Origin of the sequence: Nocardia sp. NPDC051052 (genome assembly GCF_044456045.1) — a bacterium.
In the GTDB taxonomy this organism is placed as follows: domain Bacteria; phylum Actinomycetota; class Actinomycetes; order Mycobacteriales; family Mycobacteriaceae; genus Nocardia.
Genome location: NZ_JBITFL010000001.1, coordinates 240,915 through 255,259 on the forward strand (window position 1 = coordinate 240,915; position 14,345 = coordinate 255,259).

The window sequence follows — 14,345 nt, forward strand, 5'->3', positions numbered from 1 at the left end:
AGGGCTTGTTGGAGTAGGTCTGCGGCTTGTTCGTAGTCGCCGTTGTCTCGGCGCACGCCGCCTAGGTTGGCGAGGGTGTTGGCTTCGCCGAAGGGGGAGCCGGCCTGCTGGAACAGGGTGAGGGCTTGTTGGAGTAGGTCTGCGGCTTGTTCGTAGTCGCCGTTGTCTCGGCGCACGCCGCCTAGGTTGGCGAGGGTGTTGGCTTCGCCGAAGGGAGAGCTGGTCTCCCGGTACAAGTCGCGGGCTTGCTGGAGTAGGTCCGCGGCTTGGTCGTAGTTCCCGGTCTGCCACTGCACGTTGCCGAGGTTGCGCAGGGTGTTGGCTTCGCCGAAGCGGTTGCCGGCTTCCCGGTACAGGGAGCGGGCTTGCTGGAGTAGGTCGGTGGCTTGGTCATACTTCCCGATCTGCCATTGCAGGATGCCGAGGTTGGTGCGGGCGTTGGCTCGGCTGAGGCGGTCGCCCAACTGGTCTGTCGCCTCGGCGGCGCGCTGGTGCAGCCGCCGGGCCGATGGCCAAGGCCCTTCGCGCTCCAGCAATTCCGCAAGCACCTCGGTCAGCCCGACCATCCGCGCCGGATCGCGGTCGGCGGTGTACTCGAGGCAGGCGAGGAGGTTGGCTCGCTCCCGCCGCAGCCACCTCAGCGCATTCATCTCGTCGCCGAATTCCTGGACCACGGCACCTGACACGACCGAGGCGCCCTCGGGGCGTGGCCTGCGTGTCAGCCATCGGTCCGCCGCTGCGGCAGTGTCCCGGTAGTAGTCCAGCAATCGCCGCACTGCCTCGGTACCGTCGTCGTCCGTGGCGGCGAGGGCGCGCGCGTATTCGCGCACCAGGTCGTGCAGGCGATAACGGCCAGGCGTGGTCTCCTCGATGAGGTGGTAGGTGTAGAGGGAGTCGAGTTCGGATCGGGCCTCGGCGCGCGAGATGCCGTTCGACGCGGCGACCGCGTAGGCATCGAAATCGGGGCCCGGGTGCAGCCCCAGTCTCCGGAACAGTTGCTGCCGTTGAGGCAGCAGACTGTCGTAGGAGGCGGTGAACGCGGCGCGTACCGCGCGCTGCCCGGCGTCGAGTTCGTCGAGTCGATCTCGAGCGGTGCGGAATTCCTCCGCCAGGCCGGGGAGAGTCCAGGCTGGGTGGTGGGCGAGTCGGCCGGCGAGCAGCACGATCGCCAGTGGTAAGTACCCGCATAACCGGACGATCTCGGCGACCGCCGCGACATCGTCGCCCTGCGGGTTGCGTTGCGCCAGTTGGCAGAACAGGTCGATGGCGCTATCGGGCTGGAGAGTGTCCAGCGCCAGCGGGAGAGCGTCGTCCAGGGCGATGAGCCGGCGGCGGCTGGTGATCAGGGTGAGGCAGCGGGGCCCGGTGGGTAGCAGCGGTTCGATCTGGTCATGGTCGCGAGCGTCGTCGAGTACCAGCAGCACGCGCTTGGCGCTGACGCGGTCGCGCCACAGGTCACGGCGTGCGTCGAGGGAATCCGGAATGTGCTTCGGTGCGATACCGAGCCCGGTGAGCAGAGTGGCCAGCACCTCGGCAGGATCTCCAGGCACCTGACCTCGAGTGTGCGAATTCAATTCGATGAAGAACCTGCCGTCGGGAAACCCGTCGGACAGCAGATGTGCCGCCCGCGTGACCAACGCGGTCTTCCCGACGCCGGGCATGCCGTCGATGGTGTGGATGGACACCACTCGCCCCGGCCCCGCCGCGGCCAAGATCCGTTGCACCTCGAGATCACGCCCGACGAAGGTGGGGATATCGCGGCGCAGCGAGGTCAGCACCGTCGGGCGTACGGGCTGGGCGATCGCCGCTTTCCACACCCGCCGCCAGGCCGACCGGTTCGACAAGTCCGACGGAACGGAACCAGATGCCTGCCGCACCAACGCGATCAACGTCACCAGCACTGGATCCAGCGATTCGAATCGCGAGGGCACGTTGCGCCCACTGCGCCAATCACTGATGCGCTGCATCAACGACCGATGGTTCTGTGCCGGTGTGCGAGCCGCCTTCAGCCGCGCCTCGGTAGCGGCCGCGACCCGCTGCAACGTCGGATTCCCGGCAGCCTCCCAGAGCTCCTCCAGCCTGGACACGAAGAGCGCCCGCGGCGAAATGCCTTCGCCACCACTTCCGTCCCGACCGGTCTCGTCTGTCTCGCCACGCACCAACACACGATAATGGCCTGGTCAAAAGGTCGCGGGTGCGAACCCGCCGCTACGCCACTACTTCCGCCGTGTCATGACGCGGAATCAAAGTGCTCATTCGGTGCGCACTTCAGTGCGGATGATGAGGTTATGGAGCGCATCGACGCAGGTTCTGTTCGTTTTCCGGACGCGGCGGGTTGGGAGTCGTGGCTGGCCGACCGGCACGACGAGTCGGCGGGGATCTGGTTGGTGATCGCCAAGAAGGGGGCGGCCGGGCTCACGATCGGCGCGGCTCTCGAGGTGGCGCTCTGCTACGGGTGGATCGACAGCCATCGCAAGGGCCTCGACGAGCAGTACTACCTGCAGCGGTATTCGCCGCGGCGGCCGAAGAGCCCGTGGTCACGGATCAATGCCGGGAAGGCCGAGGCGCTGATCGCGGCGGGGCGGATGCGGGCGCCCGGACTGGCGGCGATCCGGGCGGCCGTGGCGGACGGGCGATGGGTGAATTAGCCGTTGTCGAAGGCGGATTGGGCGCGCTGGGCTAGGTCGGCGCCGAGTTTGTAGCCCTGGGCGGCGAGTTCCTGGTGGGCCTGCGGGTCGGTGGTTTCGGTGCCGTAGAGGATTTCGATCGAGGATTCGGCGATCTCGGAGTAACCGGCTATGCCAGCGTGGAGTTGCAGGGTGATCGAGTCTTTGTAGCCGCGGCGATCGAAACTGTCCTGGTTGACGCCCGCCAGCGCGATGAAGTGCAGCTCCTTCACCGCGCTCGGTCCCTCGGGGGAACTGTTCTCGTAGGCCCAGCCTCGGCTGAATACCCGGTCGATCCAGCCCTTGGCCAGCGCGGGCATCGACCACCAGTAGACCGGGAACAGCACGGCGACGACGTCGGCCGATTCGATCAGCTCCTGCTCTCGTCGCACGTCGGCGGGCACCTCGCCGAGCAGTCGGTGCACCGCGAGATCCGCCGCGTTGAACACCGGATCGAAGCCCGAGGCCGTCAGGTCATGCGTTGTGGCAGTGGTACTTCCGTCGCTGTGGATGCCCTGCTCGACCGCGCGGGCGATGGCCCAGGTGGCGGACTCGTGATCCGGATGGGACACCACGAGCAGTACGTTCGGCCGATTCCGTTCGTTCGTCATACGGCCAAGGTAAAGTATGACACTAACGTCAATGTCAAGGAGGAGCTCGCGGGTGCAGATCAAGGATTTGAGCCAGCGTACGGGCGCGAGCCCGCGGATGCTGCGCCACTACGAGAACGCCGGCGTGCTCACCCCGGGGCGCGACCCCAACGGCTACCGGCACTACCGCGAAGAAGACGTCAAGACCGTGCACGACATTCGCTGCCTGCTCGCCTCTGGTCTGTCCCTGTCCGAAGCCGCCGCCCTGATCCACATCGCGTGCACCGCCCCGCAAAGCGCCACTGACCAGGACCGCGACGACGTGCTCGCGCAACTCGACGAGCGCACCCGCCAACTGGACGCGGGCATCGAGCGGCTACTCGACGAAAAAGCCAACATCAGCAAACTCCGCCAGGACATCATGACCGGTCGCTGACCCCGCTGCGCACCGGCAACGTCTCGTACTGTGGTGACAGACTGCCCACTTGTCGTGGTCCCGAGCCGTGTCGAAGGGCGCGGGGATGGCCGCGGCCGAGCCGAGCGCGAGGATCATGTCGGACAACGCCCCAGCAGAGAGATCCGGTTTCGACGCGGTGATCGCGGCCGCCGACTATCCGGTGTTCGTCGTGACCGCCCGCGCCGATGGCCGCCAGGCCGGGTGCCTGGTCGGCTTCACCTCGCAGGTGAGCATCGAACCGCCGCGTTTCCTGGTCGGCATCTCCAAGAACAACTTCACCTTCGGCGTCGCGATGGCCGCCGAGCACCTCGCCGTGCATCTGCTCGGTCGGGAACAATCCTCGCTGGCAGCGCTTTTCGGCGCGGAGACCGGCGACGACATCAACAAGTTCGCGCACTGCAAGTGGGCGCCGGGCCCGGCCGAGCTGCCCATCTTGGCCGCCGCCGCGGGCTGGTTCACCGGACGCATCCTCGAACGGCACGACCTGGGCGATCACGTCGGCATGCTCATCGCACCGGAGCAGTCCTCCGCTCCGGTATCGAGCATCGAACCCCTGCGCTACAACTCCGTCGCCGACCTGAAGCCGGGCCACGTGGCATAACCGCTCAGGCCAAGTGGGCGGGCTGCTCGTCCAACGCCTGTTCACGCAGGGTATTCAGCGTTTTGGTCAGGATCCGCGACACCTGCATCTGGGAAACCCCCAGCTGCTCGGCGATCTGCGCCTGGGTCAGCGATTCGAAGAACCGCATGATCAGCACCCGCCGCTCCCGCTCGGGCAGCGCCGCGATCAGCGGACGCACCGTCATCGACTGCTCCAGCAGCTCGTAGCACGGTTCCTCCGCGCCGAGCCCGGCGGCGACGGGCAGCGGCGAACTCTCACCGTCGTCGCGCGCAATGCCATCGATGGAGCTGGTCTGATAACCGTTCCTGGCGATCAGCGCCTGGGTGACTTCGGTGACCTCCACCTCCAGCTCGGCCGCGATCTCCCTGGCGGTGGGCACCCGGCCGAGCCTGCTCGACAGTGTCTCGGTGGCGGGCCCGATCAGCTGCTGAATCTCTTTGAGCCTGCGCGGAACTCGCACCGCCCAGGTTCGATCCCGGAAGTGCCTGCGCACCTCGCCCATGATGGTCGGCACGGCGAACGACAGGAACGAACTGCCGCGCGACACGTCGAAGCGGTCGATCGCGAGAAGTAAACCTACCCTGGCGATTTGATGCAGATCGTCGAAAGCCTCACCGCGGCCGGAGAATTTGCGCGCGATGTGCTCGGCCAGCGGCAGGCACAGCCGAGTTACCTCCTCGCGCAAGTCGTTTCGATGCGGGTCGTCCGCCGGGAGTGCCGCCATTTTCTCGAACCAAGGCTCGATGTTGTCGTAACTGTCACCGCGTGAACTCGTGCGCCGCGGTGCGTCTGCCCGGTCGGTGGTGAACTCACGTTGCATCGGATATCCCTCGCTCCCAACTGAATTCGATGGCCGTCGGGTACCCACCCGCGTCGAGATCAAAAGAATCCTGGATCATTTCCGCCGAATCGCTGAGCACCTGCACCAACTGCCAGCTCAGCGGATCGCGACTGACTTCGACATCCCGCGTTGTTGTCGCGCTGATCCGCGCGCTGATCCGGCGCCGGGTGTAGGTGAACGCACACCGCAGGGTCGAGCCGGGCACCGCGTCGAGCATCAACGCGGTCGCCGCCTCGCTGAGCACCAGCCGAATATCCGGGATCGCGTCGAGCGTGACGTCGGCCATCATGCACATGGTGTCGGTCAGCGCACGCAACATCCCCAGTTCATGCGGCTGAGCAGCCAGTTCTACCGCCACCCGGTGCGCGACCACCGCCGTCTGGCGTGGTGTCGAGGTACCGGAATCCACCTTCATCATGTGCGCCGCCTCCCAACGATTCACTCCGGCCATACCCGCCGAGTGTGTGCCCAACCCGACAGCCGACATGTGGTCGCGGCGATGTGACTCGTCTTACCCCGGCGGATAGGGCACAAAGTCCCGGCGGACAGGGCACAAAGACTCTGAATTTGTGGTGTTTCATTATGGTTCCGACACGAGCGACCGACCGCCGACGCGGCACAAAAACCGCAGGTAGGGCGCATACTTACCGGGTGATGGAAACAGGCGCGAAGGCCGCCGAATCGGCTGCCAACGCGGTCGTCCAGGTGGTCGGTGGCGGCACACCGCAGGCGACCGGAAGCTTCGGTTTCTGGTTCGCCGATCAGCGGTGGGAGTGGTCGGACGAGGTTGCCGTGATGCACGGGTACGCGCCGGGGACGGTGACGCCGACGACGGAATTGCTGCTCTCGCACAAGCATCCGGACGACCGCGCACAGGTCGCGGAGACCATCGCCAAGTCGTTGCGCAATGCCGAGCCGTTCTGCAGCCGCCACCGCATCATCGACACCACCGGTCAGGTACGCCACGTGATCGTCTTCGGCGACACCATGACCGAGGGCGGCAAGGTCGTCGGCACCACCGGCTACTACGTCGACCTGACCGAAACCATCGACGAACAGCGCCAGGAGATGCTCGCGGGCACGCTGCCGGAGCTTTTCGAGGCGCGGGCGGTGATCGAGCAGGCCAAGGGCGTGCTGATGCGGGTTTATCGGCTCAACGCCGAGCAGGCCTTCCGGGTGCTGCAGTGGCGGTCCCAGGAAACCAACGTCAAGCTGCGCACGCTGGCCATCCGGTTGATCGCCGAACTCGATTCACTGCCGCCAACGCCGCCGCATGTGCAGACGGCGTTCGATCATCTGCTGCTCACCGTGCACGAGCACACCGACTAGCGCGTCACGCTTCCGGTCGCCGGGTGGTCTCCCCGGTGCCGGGGCGGCTTACTTCGTAACCGAGCAGTCGTTCGGCTTCCTCGATACCGCCTTGGAGGTCGCCGACCGCGTTCATCTTGGACAGGTCGAGTCCGATGGTGACCAGCGTCAGCGCGATCTCCGAGGACAGCCCGGTGATGATCACGTTCGCACCCATCAGGCCGGACGCGTCGACCGTTTGCACCAGGTGGTTGGCCACGGTGGAATCGATGGTCGGCACGCCGGTGATATCGATGACGACCACCTTGGCGCGGTTGGCCCGGATCGCGCGCAGCAGCTGTTCGGTGAGCTGACGGGCCCGCTGCCCGTCGAGCACGCCGATGATCGGCAGGATGAGCAGCTGCTCACGGACCTGCAGCACCGGGGTGGACAGCTCGCGAATCGCCTCCTGCTGCTGCCGGATGATGCGTTCGCGTTCCTCCACGAAGGAGACGCCCACCGTGTTGGCGATCCGGTTGGCGGCAGGCTCGTAGGCGTCGAGCACGGCGTTGAGCAGCTGGAAATCCGCCTGGTATTTCTCGAACAGCGAGCGGGCCAGCACGTCGCGCAGCAGCAGCACGATGCCGAGCACTTCGTCGGTTTCGACGCCTCGCGGAATGATGCGCTCGGACAGGTCGCGGGCGTAGTCCTGCAGCGCCTCCACCGAACCGGTCTCCAGCACGGCCACGTAGTTGTCGTAGACCGACGTCGCCTCCGAGAACATCTCGTCGGGCGTCATCGCGGTCAGTAACTGCGCCTCGGTAATGCGCCGCGCCCACTCTTCACGCAGGATGGTGCGGTTCTGCCTCAAGTGCTCGACCAGCTCGGAAAGCAGACCCTCGCTGACACCGTTGGACGTGGTGTCCACCGCGAAAGTGGTAATCGACATCTCGGACAATGCCGCCTCCGGTCCATCCCACGCTCATCGGACTCGCGTGCTCGAAAATAGAGTGGAGGGCCTCATTCTGGACCGTTCCACCGCCCGCAGAATCGTATACCTATCGCGGGCAACGGAGCCATCGAAAGGGGCCACGTCAGGTTTCCGGGCGCGGCGGCCGGGGTAACCGGTCTACCCGCTTTCGTTCCCGCTCTCCGCCAGCCGAATTCGGCGGGGCACGCTCGGCGTCGGGCCGTGCGCGCCGAGCAGCCAATCCACCTCGGTGTCGGTGACCGGGTCGAAGCGCAGGTAGGACTCGTCCAGCGGGCGAGGGTTGGCCGGTGTTTCCAGGCACACGACCTTGTCCGCGTGGTAGGCCAGCGACCGGACGATCCGGTGCGGTGCGACCGGGACGGCAAGCACGACGCGGACCGCACCACGACGATAGGCGGCGCGGCAGGCGGTCCGCGCGGTGATACCCGTGGTGACGCCGTCATCGATGACCAGCGCGGTGCGCCCGCCCAGCTTCGCTTGCGCACCGTGCCGCCGGAATCGCTCGGATCGGCGGCGCAGGCTGGCCCGTTCGTGTGATTCGGTATCGGTGAGTTCCTGTGACGTCAGCAACGAACTGCGGACGACGACCTCATCGATGATCCGGGTGTCGTCCTCGCCGATGGCGCCGAAGGACAGGTCCGGCCGATAGGGGACGCGCAGTTTATTGACGACGATCGTGTCGAGCGGCAGTCGCAGCTGGACGGCGATCTCGAAGGCGACCGGGACGCCGCCGCACGGCACGCCGAGGACGACGACATCCGGGCCGCGGAAAGCCTGCAGCCGGTCGGCGAGTCGACGTCCCGCGTCTTGCCGATCAAGGAACAGCGAACGCAGGTAGGCCCGGCGATCAGTGGGGTCACTGGATAAAGCGGGATCGTCCATACGTCCCCCGAGCATCGAGTGGCAAGTTCCAGAGCCGCGCTGCGGGACTTCAGAAGGACATCCTTAATTCTACTCGGCAGTAAGGCTTTCGCCGTCGGTTTGTCCTGCCGATGCCGCCGGACGCACGAAAATCCTTGGGGGGTGGGCGATCACGAATGGCGCTCGGACCGCGAGGGCGCTATCGGCTCGACGAAATGCGGCGCGGCGGGAGCCCGGCCGGTGACGGTCTGGATGATCTCCACGGCCAAGACCGCGACCCGGACGTTGCGTTGCTGGGACCTGCCACGCAGCACCTCGAAGGCCGCGTCGCGGTCGCAGCGCCGTTCGGCCATCAGGATGCCGAGTGCCTGATCGATGGTGGATCGCGAGGCCAACGTGGCCCGCAGCTGCTCGGTCAGCTCGGCCTGCCGCGCGTTGTCGGTCGCGACGGCGAGCAGCACGCCGAGGTGTTCGGCCGTGAGGTCGGCCGCCCGCCGGATCCGGTCGGTGAAGCCTTTCGGCTCGGTCGAGTAGAGCGACAGCGCGCCGACCGCCTCGCCATCCACCGAAAGCGGTTGGGCGTAGATAGATTTGACGCCATAGGCGAGCATCCGGTTCGAATAGCCGCCCCAGCGATGCTCCGCCGCGACGTCGGGGACCGAAATCTGTTGTGCCGTACCGATGGCCTGCAGGCAGGGGTCGTATCCTTCGCTGCGTTGCGTTTCCTCGATGAGCATCGCGTGCGCGGCACCGGAACCGCCGACGATAGTGCCGTGTCCGCGGATGAGCGTGACCCCCGCCATCGGGTGATTCGGTAGCATCCGCACGACGGCATCGGCGACGGCACAGAGTGATTCGGCGACCTCGTCGCCGGTCAATAACAGGGCCGTCAACTCCGACATCCCCAAAGCCAGTTCGTCAGCCATGAAATACCTTGACGGTCAACATAATTGGTATCCGTCCTCTAGTACGCGGCGGGCGATCTCCGATACTGCGCTGCCGCCGGCGAAGGCGCGGGCGCGCAGCAGCGCCAGCGCGGTGTCGAGATCGCAACCGCATTGCACGGCAACCATGCCGACCGCCTGGTGCACCACGGCGAGGTAATCGGCGTCATCGAACAGGGTGCCTTGCGGAGCACCGTCGTCGGCGGTCCCGTGCGAGGCGAGCAGCAGCGTATTGGCAAGCGCGTCGGCCACGGTTTCGGCGGCCGGCGTGATTTCGGTGCGCAGTCCGGCTCGGCTGGTGAACACGCACAGGGCGCCGAGTAGGCGAGCGGAGGGCAACGGGACCGCGACCACGGACTGCACGCCGAGTTCGGTCAGGGCGGGACCGTACTGCGGCCAGCGCATGGTCATGTCGGCACCGTCCGCGGCGACGAATTCCCGGCCACCGACTACGTCGCGGGCGGGACCCTCGCCGATCAGCAGTTCGAGGTCATGCGCCGCCCGCGCGATGCCGTCCGAGGCGGCGACCAGCAGTTCCTCACCTGTTTGGCCGAACAGGGTGACCGCGGCGCAGTCCATGCCGAGGTGCTGGGCCACCGCGGCCATGAAGACCGGCCGCAGCGTGGCCTGATCGCTGATATACCACCGCTGTAGCCGCAGGGCATGCAGCCGGTGCAGTCGCGCGCAGGCCAGGTGGCGGCCCTCGATGCGTCGATGCAACTCGGCCATGCGCTGCCGGAACGGCCGCATGGATTCTGGTCGCTGGGTGGCCTGTGTCTCGTATTTCGCGGCCACCGCTGCCGCCCGAGCGGCACGTTCACGCTCGGCGCTAAATTCCTGCCACTCACGGGCAATTTCTTGGTGAGCGTCCGAATACGACCGCACGGGGCCAGCCTACCCGCTCGAGCTAACGGCGGCGTTAATTGCCATGTATGGCAACGTGTGTCGGTGGGACCTCTTCCAAGAGCAGCACCACACCCTCGCGGTTGCCGTCCAATGGCGAACAGGTCACCGCGCAGACTATCGAACGCCCGATTCGATTGACGGCCGGGATCTTCACCGGGCCGTCCCGGCGACTCGTTTTGAGGCAGCGCTGAATGCTTTCGTGCAACTGCTGGGTCGGCAGCCCGAAGTCGAGCGCGAAGAACACCTGCTGCTGGACCTCCTCGGAGCGCAGCCCCCACATCTCTTCGGCGCCCCGATTCCAGCTCCGGACTCGCAACTGATCGTCGAGCACCACGACACCCGCCGCGACGCTGGACAGCACGCCCTCGAGAAAGGTGCGGGTCTCGTTTAATTCGTCGGTGCGTATCCGCATCTCCTCGTTCATCGTTTCGAGTTCTTCGTTGCCCGACTGGAGTTCTTCGTTGGTGGTTTCGAGTTCTTCGTTGGTGGACTGGAGTTCTTCGTTGGTGGTCTCCAATTCCTCGATGCTGGATTGGAGTTCTTCGTTGGTGGTTTCGAGTTCTTCGTTGGTCGATTGGAGTTCCTCGTAGGCAGTCTCGAGTTCCTCCCGCTTCACCTTCACCTCGAGCGAAAGCCGGTTCGCGACAGTGATATCGACGAAATGCACCACGACTCCGACGTCCGTGCCATCGCTGGCCCACAGCGGCTGGATATGCACCTCGAAATATTGGACGTCGCCGGGGCCGACCTTGCGTTCCGCCGCATTGACCCGGATGCTGCGGCGCTCGGACACGGCCTGCTCGATCAGCGATCGCAATTCGACCGGTCGATAGGAGATTTCCAGCGCGCTCAGCGGTTTGCCGACATCGTGTTGTGTCAGGCCGAATTGACTGCGCATCTGGTTGTTGAGGATGGAAATTTTGCCCTCGGCGTCGACCCCGATCACGCCGAACGGTGTTGTCTCCAGGGCGAGCTCGCTGAGCTGGCGTTTCTTGACCAGGCCCTGCACCTCCCTGCCGAGTTCGACGTCGAGTCGCGCCGTGCTCGGCGGGGGCGGCGGCCTGACCTCGCCCGCCCGTCGCTGGAAGATGCGCTGACGCATGCTCGCCACCGCGAACCGATCGCCCTCGGAAAGCAGCAATTCAGCCTTGCCGAGGAACAGGAATCCGCCCTCTCGGAGCGCGAAACGGAACCGGTCCAGGATCTGCGATTGTGCCTCGGCATTGAAGTACATCAAGGTGTTTCGGCACACCAGCAGATCGAGGCGTGAGATGGGCGCGTCGCGGGTGATGTCGTGGCGGCCGAAGATCACCCGGCGGCGCAGGTCCGACCGGAAGGCGAATTTATCGCCGATCGGTTCGAAATATCGGTCCCTGAGCTCACCGGACAACTGCCCGAGCGCCTTCGCCGGGTAGACGCCGGCCCGTGCCTCGCGTAAGGCTTCCTCGTCGACATCGGTACCGTAGAGCTTGACCCGTTGCACGCACTCTTCGATGCCGAGCACCTCCGCGAACGCGATCGCCAGCGAATAGGTTTCCTCCCCGCTGGAGCAGCCGGCGCTCCAGATCCGGATCTCGCTGTTCGGCTTGGCATTCGCGATCAGTTCCGGCAACACTTCGCGCTGGAGGTATTGCCACGCCTCCAGGTCACGGAAGAAGCTGGTGACATTGATCAGGATGGTGTTGAACAGGTGGCGGAATTCTTCCGCGTTGCTTTCCAGCAGATCTCGATAATCGAGGTAGTCCGAGACCCGAACCTCCTGCATCCGCTTGCGGATACGCCTGGTCAGCGACGTGCGCTTGTAGCCGGTGAAATCGAACCCGCGCGAATCTCGAATGAACAACAGCAGATCTTCCAGCGCCGGATCGACCGTGTCGATCTCTTCACCCGGTGCCGTCATGATCTCCTCGCTCGATTCGGTCACGCGGCGCTCTCCGCCACCAGACCACGAATGACGCCGGCGATCTCGTCAAGTGGCACAACGAGATCCACGTCGCCGGTCGCCACGGCGGCGCCCGGCATGCCCTTGAATTCCGCCTCTTCCGGATCTTGCGCGACCACCGTGCCGCCGCGGGACTTCACCGCGCTGACTCCCGTCGCACCGTCGCTACCGGATCCGGTCAGCACACAGGCGATCGCACGCGGTCCGTACGCGCCCGCCACCGATTCGAACAGCAGGTCAGCGGAGGGCCGGACGAAGTGTACGAGTTCGCTGCCCGACAGCGTGAGGCTCCCCTGCGGCTCGACCAACAGGTGGTGGTTCGGCGGCGCGATGTAGACGGTTCCCGCCTTGATGGTTTCCCCGGCCTCCGCCAGTTTCACGTGCAATTCGGTTCGGCGCGAGAGCAATTCGGCCAGCACGGTCTTGTGGCGTGGATCGAGATGCTGAACGACGAGTACGGGTACCGGCAGCGTGGCAGGGAGGGCGCCGAGGACCTTGAAGAGCGCGGTGATGCCGCCTGCCGACGAGGCTATCGCTACGACGGCGTACTGGTCATCCGTGGTCATGGTCGCGCGGACCAGCCGTGAGGTGCACGGAATCAGGGTAACGCGCGGGCGGATACCCGCCCAGCGGTGGCCGCGGTCCGGCGCGGCGTGAGCAGCGGCTCATCGGAGCCTTCTGCTGCGCAGCTCGGCCATCGGCGCGGCGGCGGTAAGACTCAACATCGCCAAGCCGGTGGTGCGGATCATCGAATCGAGATTGGCGAGGACCTCGACGATGGCGGTCCGGTGCTCGTTGAGCTCCACGGTGGTCAGCCCGTCCCGGTCGAACGCCATGCGGATGGTGTCCAGCCGCAGCCCGGAATCGAACAGTTTCCGGACCAGCCGGTCACCCAGTTCGGTGAATTCGGCGATGTCGTACAGCCGCGGACCGGTCTGCTCGGGCGGTGGGCGCGAGGGTGCGGGCTGGATGAGTTCGTCGCGCGATACGAGGGTCATGATTCCTCCGGGTTCGGTGGCGCATGGCGAGCCACACTTCTGGACTCGGGGAATTTTCACCTCGAACTCTACGCCTGAGCCCCAGCTCGAGGGCCTAAGCGTGGGATACCGGCGGTGCCGGAGACCCGCCGCGCGTGTTTGCATCGCCGTCGTCCGGTTATCCGCCACTTGACTGGCCCGATAAAGGCAGGTCGGTCGAGCCCAATCGGAAAGGGGTTAGACAGTGAGCACAGCTGACAAGGCCAAGAACAAGGCTGAAGAACTCGCCGGCCAGGCGAAGGAGAAGTTCGGTAATGCCACCGACGACCAGGATCTGAAGAACGAGGGTAAGGGCGATCAGGTCAAGTCCAACCTCAAGGACGCAGGCGAGAAGGTCAAGGACGCTTTCCGCAACTGACCGATGAACGGTCGCTGCCGTCGAGCGGGTGCGTGCCCCATCGGGCGCCGCCCGCTCGTCCGCGTCCGAGCGACGTCGCAAAAACGTGGTGACGACGCCGAGTCCGGCGATAGGGTGCACAGGTCTATCGCGTAGATCAGCGGCTCGGGAGGATCGGGATGATCGCGGCACGGATGGTGGCTGTTGTTGCGTCGGTGTTCGTCAGTGCGGGGCTATTAGGGGGAGTGGGACCTGCCGTAGCGGGCCCGGTGGCGTGTGCGGCGGGAAATCCGTTGCAGGCCACCGCCGAACTGTTCGCGACCGACAACACCGCGACCATTACCGATCCGGAGGATCAGCGGCTGCACACCCGGCTGGACGGGTTCGAGCTCGCCGTCGACGGGATCGCGTTGCGGCACATCGGATTACCCGTTGGGTCGACGTTGGTCAGCGGCGTTTTCTGGTCGGATGAGCGGCAGCAGGCCACCTACGAACGGTCCCGTGAGTTTCATCTGGCCTGTGTCGACGGTGCCGAACTGCGGCAGATCGCCGACCAGGTGCGCGGGCAGTTCCAGCAGGAATCGGTGCTGACCTTCCAGCGGCTCGCCTCGAATTCCCCTGGGGTAGACGCGTTTACGGTGACGATCAGCGGTGTCGACGTGCGACGGTTCCGGGACGCGCTGGTCGCCGACCCGATGGCACGCGAACGGCTCGTCGGCGGGTCGGTCACCGAGGCCGACACCCTGATCCTCGTGGTCGATGTCGCCGATACGGCGTTGGCGCAACGGTTCGTCGCGGGCCTCGGCGGTTCCTGGGATTCGGGCAGCGTGCAGTACGGCGATCGCGAATTCGTCAGCGCCTGAG

At 65.8% G+C, this 14,345-nt stretch carries 17 protein-coding genes; 6 read left to right on the plus strand and 11 right to left on the minus strand.

Translation table 11 applies throughout. The annotated features are described in order from the left end of the window. A partial coding sequence (locus ACIBCN_RS01125; RefSeq protein WP_396989423.1) for an ATP-binding protein occupies positions 1-2,159 on the minus strand: 2,159 nt, incomplete at its 3' end. Positions 2,160-2,288: 129 nt separating this feature from the next. Between ACIBCN_RS01125 and ACIBCN_RS01130 the strand changes: the two genes are divergently transcribed. Further along, positions 2,289-2,648, plus strand: coding sequence for a YdeI family protein (locus tag ACIBCN_RS01130; RefSeq protein ID WP_396989424.1), 360 nt, complete (start codon positions 2,289-2,291; stop codon positions 2,646-2,648). Here the strand turns inward: ACIBCN_RS01130 and ACIBCN_RS01135 are convergent. Next, the gene (locus ACIBCN_RS01135) at positions 2,645-3,277 is read right to left on the minus strand and encodes an NAD(P)H-dependent oxidoreductase (RefSeq protein ID WP_396989425.1); all 633 of its coding nucleotides are present in this window, start codon (positions 3,275-3,277) and stop codon (positions 2,645-2,647) included. The two genes, ACIBCN_RS01130 and ACIBCN_RS01135, sit on opposite strands and share 4 nt — an antisense overlap. A gap of 52 nt (positions 3,278-3,329) precedes the next feature. On the opposite strand from ACIBCN_RS01135, the gene ACIBCN_RS01140 reads away from it, so the two are divergent. Together ACIBCN_RS01140 and ACIBCN_RS01145 are read left to right on the plus strand one after the other, a co-directional pair. Further along, the gene (locus ACIBCN_RS01140) at positions 3,330-3,692 is read left to right on the plus strand and encodes a MerR family transcriptional regulator (protein ID WP_396989426.1); all 363 of its coding nucleotides are present in this window, start codon (positions 3,330-3,332) and stop codon (positions 3,690-3,692) included. Between the two features lie 115 nt (positions 3,693-3,807). Beyond that, positions 3,808-4,314 (plus strand): flavin reductase family protein, encoded by a 507-nt coding sequence (locus tag ACIBCN_RS01145; protein ID WP_396990152.1) that lies wholly within the window; start codon positions 3,808-3,810, stop codon positions 4,312-4,314. Positions 4,315-4,318: 4 nt separating this feature from the next. On the opposite strand, the gene ACIBCN_RS01150 is transcribed toward ACIBCN_RS01145, so the two are convergent. Then, positions 4,319-5,155: an RNA polymerase sigma factor SigF gene (locus tag ACIBCN_RS01150; RefSeq protein WP_396989427.1), complete on the minus strand. Its 837-nt coding sequence runs from the start codon at positions 5,153-5,155 to the stop codon at positions 4,319-4,321. Beyond that, the gene (locus ACIBCN_RS01155) at positions 5,145-5,627 is read right to left on the minus strand and encodes an anti-sigma factor (protein WP_396989428.1); all 483 of its coding nucleotides are present in this window, start codon (positions 5,625-5,627) and stop codon (positions 5,145-5,147) included. Before ACIBCN_RS01155 ends, ACIBCN_RS01150 begins: the two co-directional genes overlap by 11 nt. Positions 5,628-5,830: 203 nt before the next feature. Here ACIBCN_RS01155 and ACIBCN_RS01160 point away from each other — a divergent pair, with 203 nt between their 5' ends. Next, a complete protein-coding gene (locus ACIBCN_RS01160) occupies positions 5,831-6,505 on the plus strand; it encodes a PAS and ANTAR domain-containing protein (protein WP_396990153.1) in 675 nt (224 codons plus the stop codon). Between the two features lie 4 nt (positions 6,506-6,509). Here the strand turns inward: ACIBCN_RS01160 and ACIBCN_RS01165 are convergent, their stop codons facing one another. The 7 genes from ACIBCN_RS01165 to ACIBCN_RS01195 form a co-directional block, all read right to left on the minus strand. Beyond that, the gene (locus ACIBCN_RS01165) at positions 6,510-7,412 is read right to left on the minus strand and encodes an STAS domain-containing protein (RefSeq protein ID WP_396989429.1); all 903 of its coding nucleotides are present in this window, start codon (positions 7,410-7,412) and stop codon (positions 6,510-6,512) included. 180 nt (positions 7,413-7,592) lie between these two features. Further along, positions 7,593-8,336, minus strand: coding sequence for a phosphoribosyltransferase (locus ACIBCN_RS01170; RefSeq protein ID WP_396989430.1), 744 nt, complete (start codon positions 8,334-8,336; stop codon positions 7,593-7,595). Positions 8,337-8,485: 149 nt separating this feature from the next. Beyond that, a complete protein-coding gene (locus ACIBCN_RS01175; RefSeq protein ID WP_396989431.1) occupies positions 8,486-9,241 on the minus strand; it encodes a GAF and ANTAR domain-containing protein in 756 nt (251 codons plus the stop codon). A gap of 15 nt (positions 9,242-9,256) precedes the next feature. Next, positions 9,257-10,054, minus strand: a complete 798-nt coding sequence (locus tag ACIBCN_RS01180; protein WP_396989432.1) for a GAF and ANTAR domain-containing protein — start codon at positions 10,052-10,054, stop codon at positions 9,257-9,259. 124 nt (positions 10,055-10,178) lie between these two features. Next, positions 10,179-12,089, minus strand: coding sequence for a CheR family methyltransferase (locus ACIBCN_RS01185; protein ID WP_396989433.1), 1,911 nt, complete (start codon positions 12,087-12,089; stop codon positions 10,179-10,181). Next, positions 12,086-12,673 carry a chemotaxis protein CheB gene (locus tag ACIBCN_RS01190; RefSeq protein WP_396989434.1) on the minus strand — a complete coding sequence of 196 codons (588 nt, stop codon included), beginning with the start codon at positions 12,671-12,673 and terminating at the stop codon, positions 12,086-12,088. The genes ACIBCN_RS01185 and ACIBCN_RS01190 overlap by 4 nt, the downstream gene beginning before the upstream one ends. Positions 12,674-12,772: 99 nt before the next feature. Continuing rightward, the gene (locus ACIBCN_RS01195) at positions 12,773-13,105 is read right to left on the minus strand and encodes a hypothetical protein (RefSeq protein WP_396989435.1); all 333 of its coding nucleotides are present in this window, start codon (positions 13,103-13,105) and stop codon (positions 12,773-12,775) included. Between the two features lie 223 nt (positions 13,106-13,328). Between ACIBCN_RS01195 and ACIBCN_RS01200 the strand changes: the two genes are divergently transcribed. Both ACIBCN_RS01200 and ACIBCN_RS01205 read left to right on the plus strand, forming a co-directional pair. Then, positions 13,329-13,502, plus strand: coding sequence for a CsbD family protein (locus ACIBCN_RS01200; RefSeq protein ID WP_396989436.1), 174 nt, complete (start codon positions 13,329-13,331; stop codon positions 13,500-13,502). 158 nt (positions 13,503-13,660) lie between these two features. Then, the gene (locus ACIBCN_RS01205; protein ID WP_396989437.1) at positions 13,661-14,344 is read left to right on the plus strand and encodes a hypothetical protein; all 684 of its coding nucleotides are present in this window, start codon (positions 13,661-13,663) and stop codon (positions 14,342-14,344) included. Position 14,345 lies beyond the last annotated feature (1 nt).

What these genes read in the sequence shown, in the direction of transcription:
- ACIBCN_RS01205 (WP_396989437.1), top strand. Translation starts at nt 13,661, where the DNA reads ATGATCGCGGCACGGATGGTGGCTGTTGTTGCGTCGGTGTTCGTCAGT.
- ACIBCN_RS01145 (WP_396990152.1), top strand. Translation starts at nt 3,808, where the DNA reads ATGTCGGACAACGCCCCAGCAGAGAGATCCGGTTTCGACGCGGTGATC.
- ACIBCN_RS01175 (WP_396989431.1), bottom strand. Translation starts at nt 9,241, where the DNA reads ATGGCTGACGAACTGGCTTTGGGGATGTCGGAGTTGACGGCCCTGTTA.
- ACIBCN_RS01155 (WP_396989428.1), bottom strand. Translation starts at nt 5,627, where the DNA reads ATGGCCGGAGTGAATCGTTGGGAGGCGGCGCACATGATGAAGGTGGAT.
- ACIBCN_RS01160 (WP_396990153.1), top strand. Translation starts at nt 5,831, where the DNA reads ATGGAAACAGGCGCGAAGGCCGCCGAATCGGCTGCCAACGCGGTCGTC.
- ACIBCN_RS01190 (WP_396989434.1), bottom strand. Translation starts at nt 12,673, where the DNA reads ATGACCACGGATGACCAGTACGCCGTCGTAGCGATAGCCTCGTCGGCA.
- ACIBCN_RS01150 (WP_396989427.1), bottom strand. Translation starts at nt 5,155, where the DNA reads ATGCAACGTGAGTTCACCACCGACCGGGCAGACGCACCGCGGCGCACG.
- ACIBCN_RS01195 (WP_396989435.1), bottom strand. Translation starts at nt 13,105, where the DNA reads ATGACCCTCGTATCGCGCGACGAACTCATCCAGCCCGCACCCTCGCGC.
- ACIBCN_RS01170 (WP_396989430.1), bottom strand. Translation starts at nt 8,336, where the DNA reads ATGGACGATCCCGCTTTATCCAGTGACCCCACTGATCGCCGGGCCTAC.
- ACIBCN_RS01165 (WP_396989429.1), bottom strand. Translation starts at nt 7,412, where the DNA reads ATGTCGATTACCACTTTCGCGGTGGACACCACGTCCAACGGTGTCAGC.
- ACIBCN_RS01135 (WP_396989425.1), bottom strand. Translation starts at nt 3,277, where the DNA reads ATGACGAACGAACGGAATCGGCCGAACGTACTGCTCGTGGTGTCCCAT.
- ACIBCN_RS01130 (WP_396989424.1), top strand. Translation starts at nt 2,289, where the DNA reads ATGGAGCGCATCGACGCAGGTTCTGTTCGTTTTCCGGACGCGGCGGGT.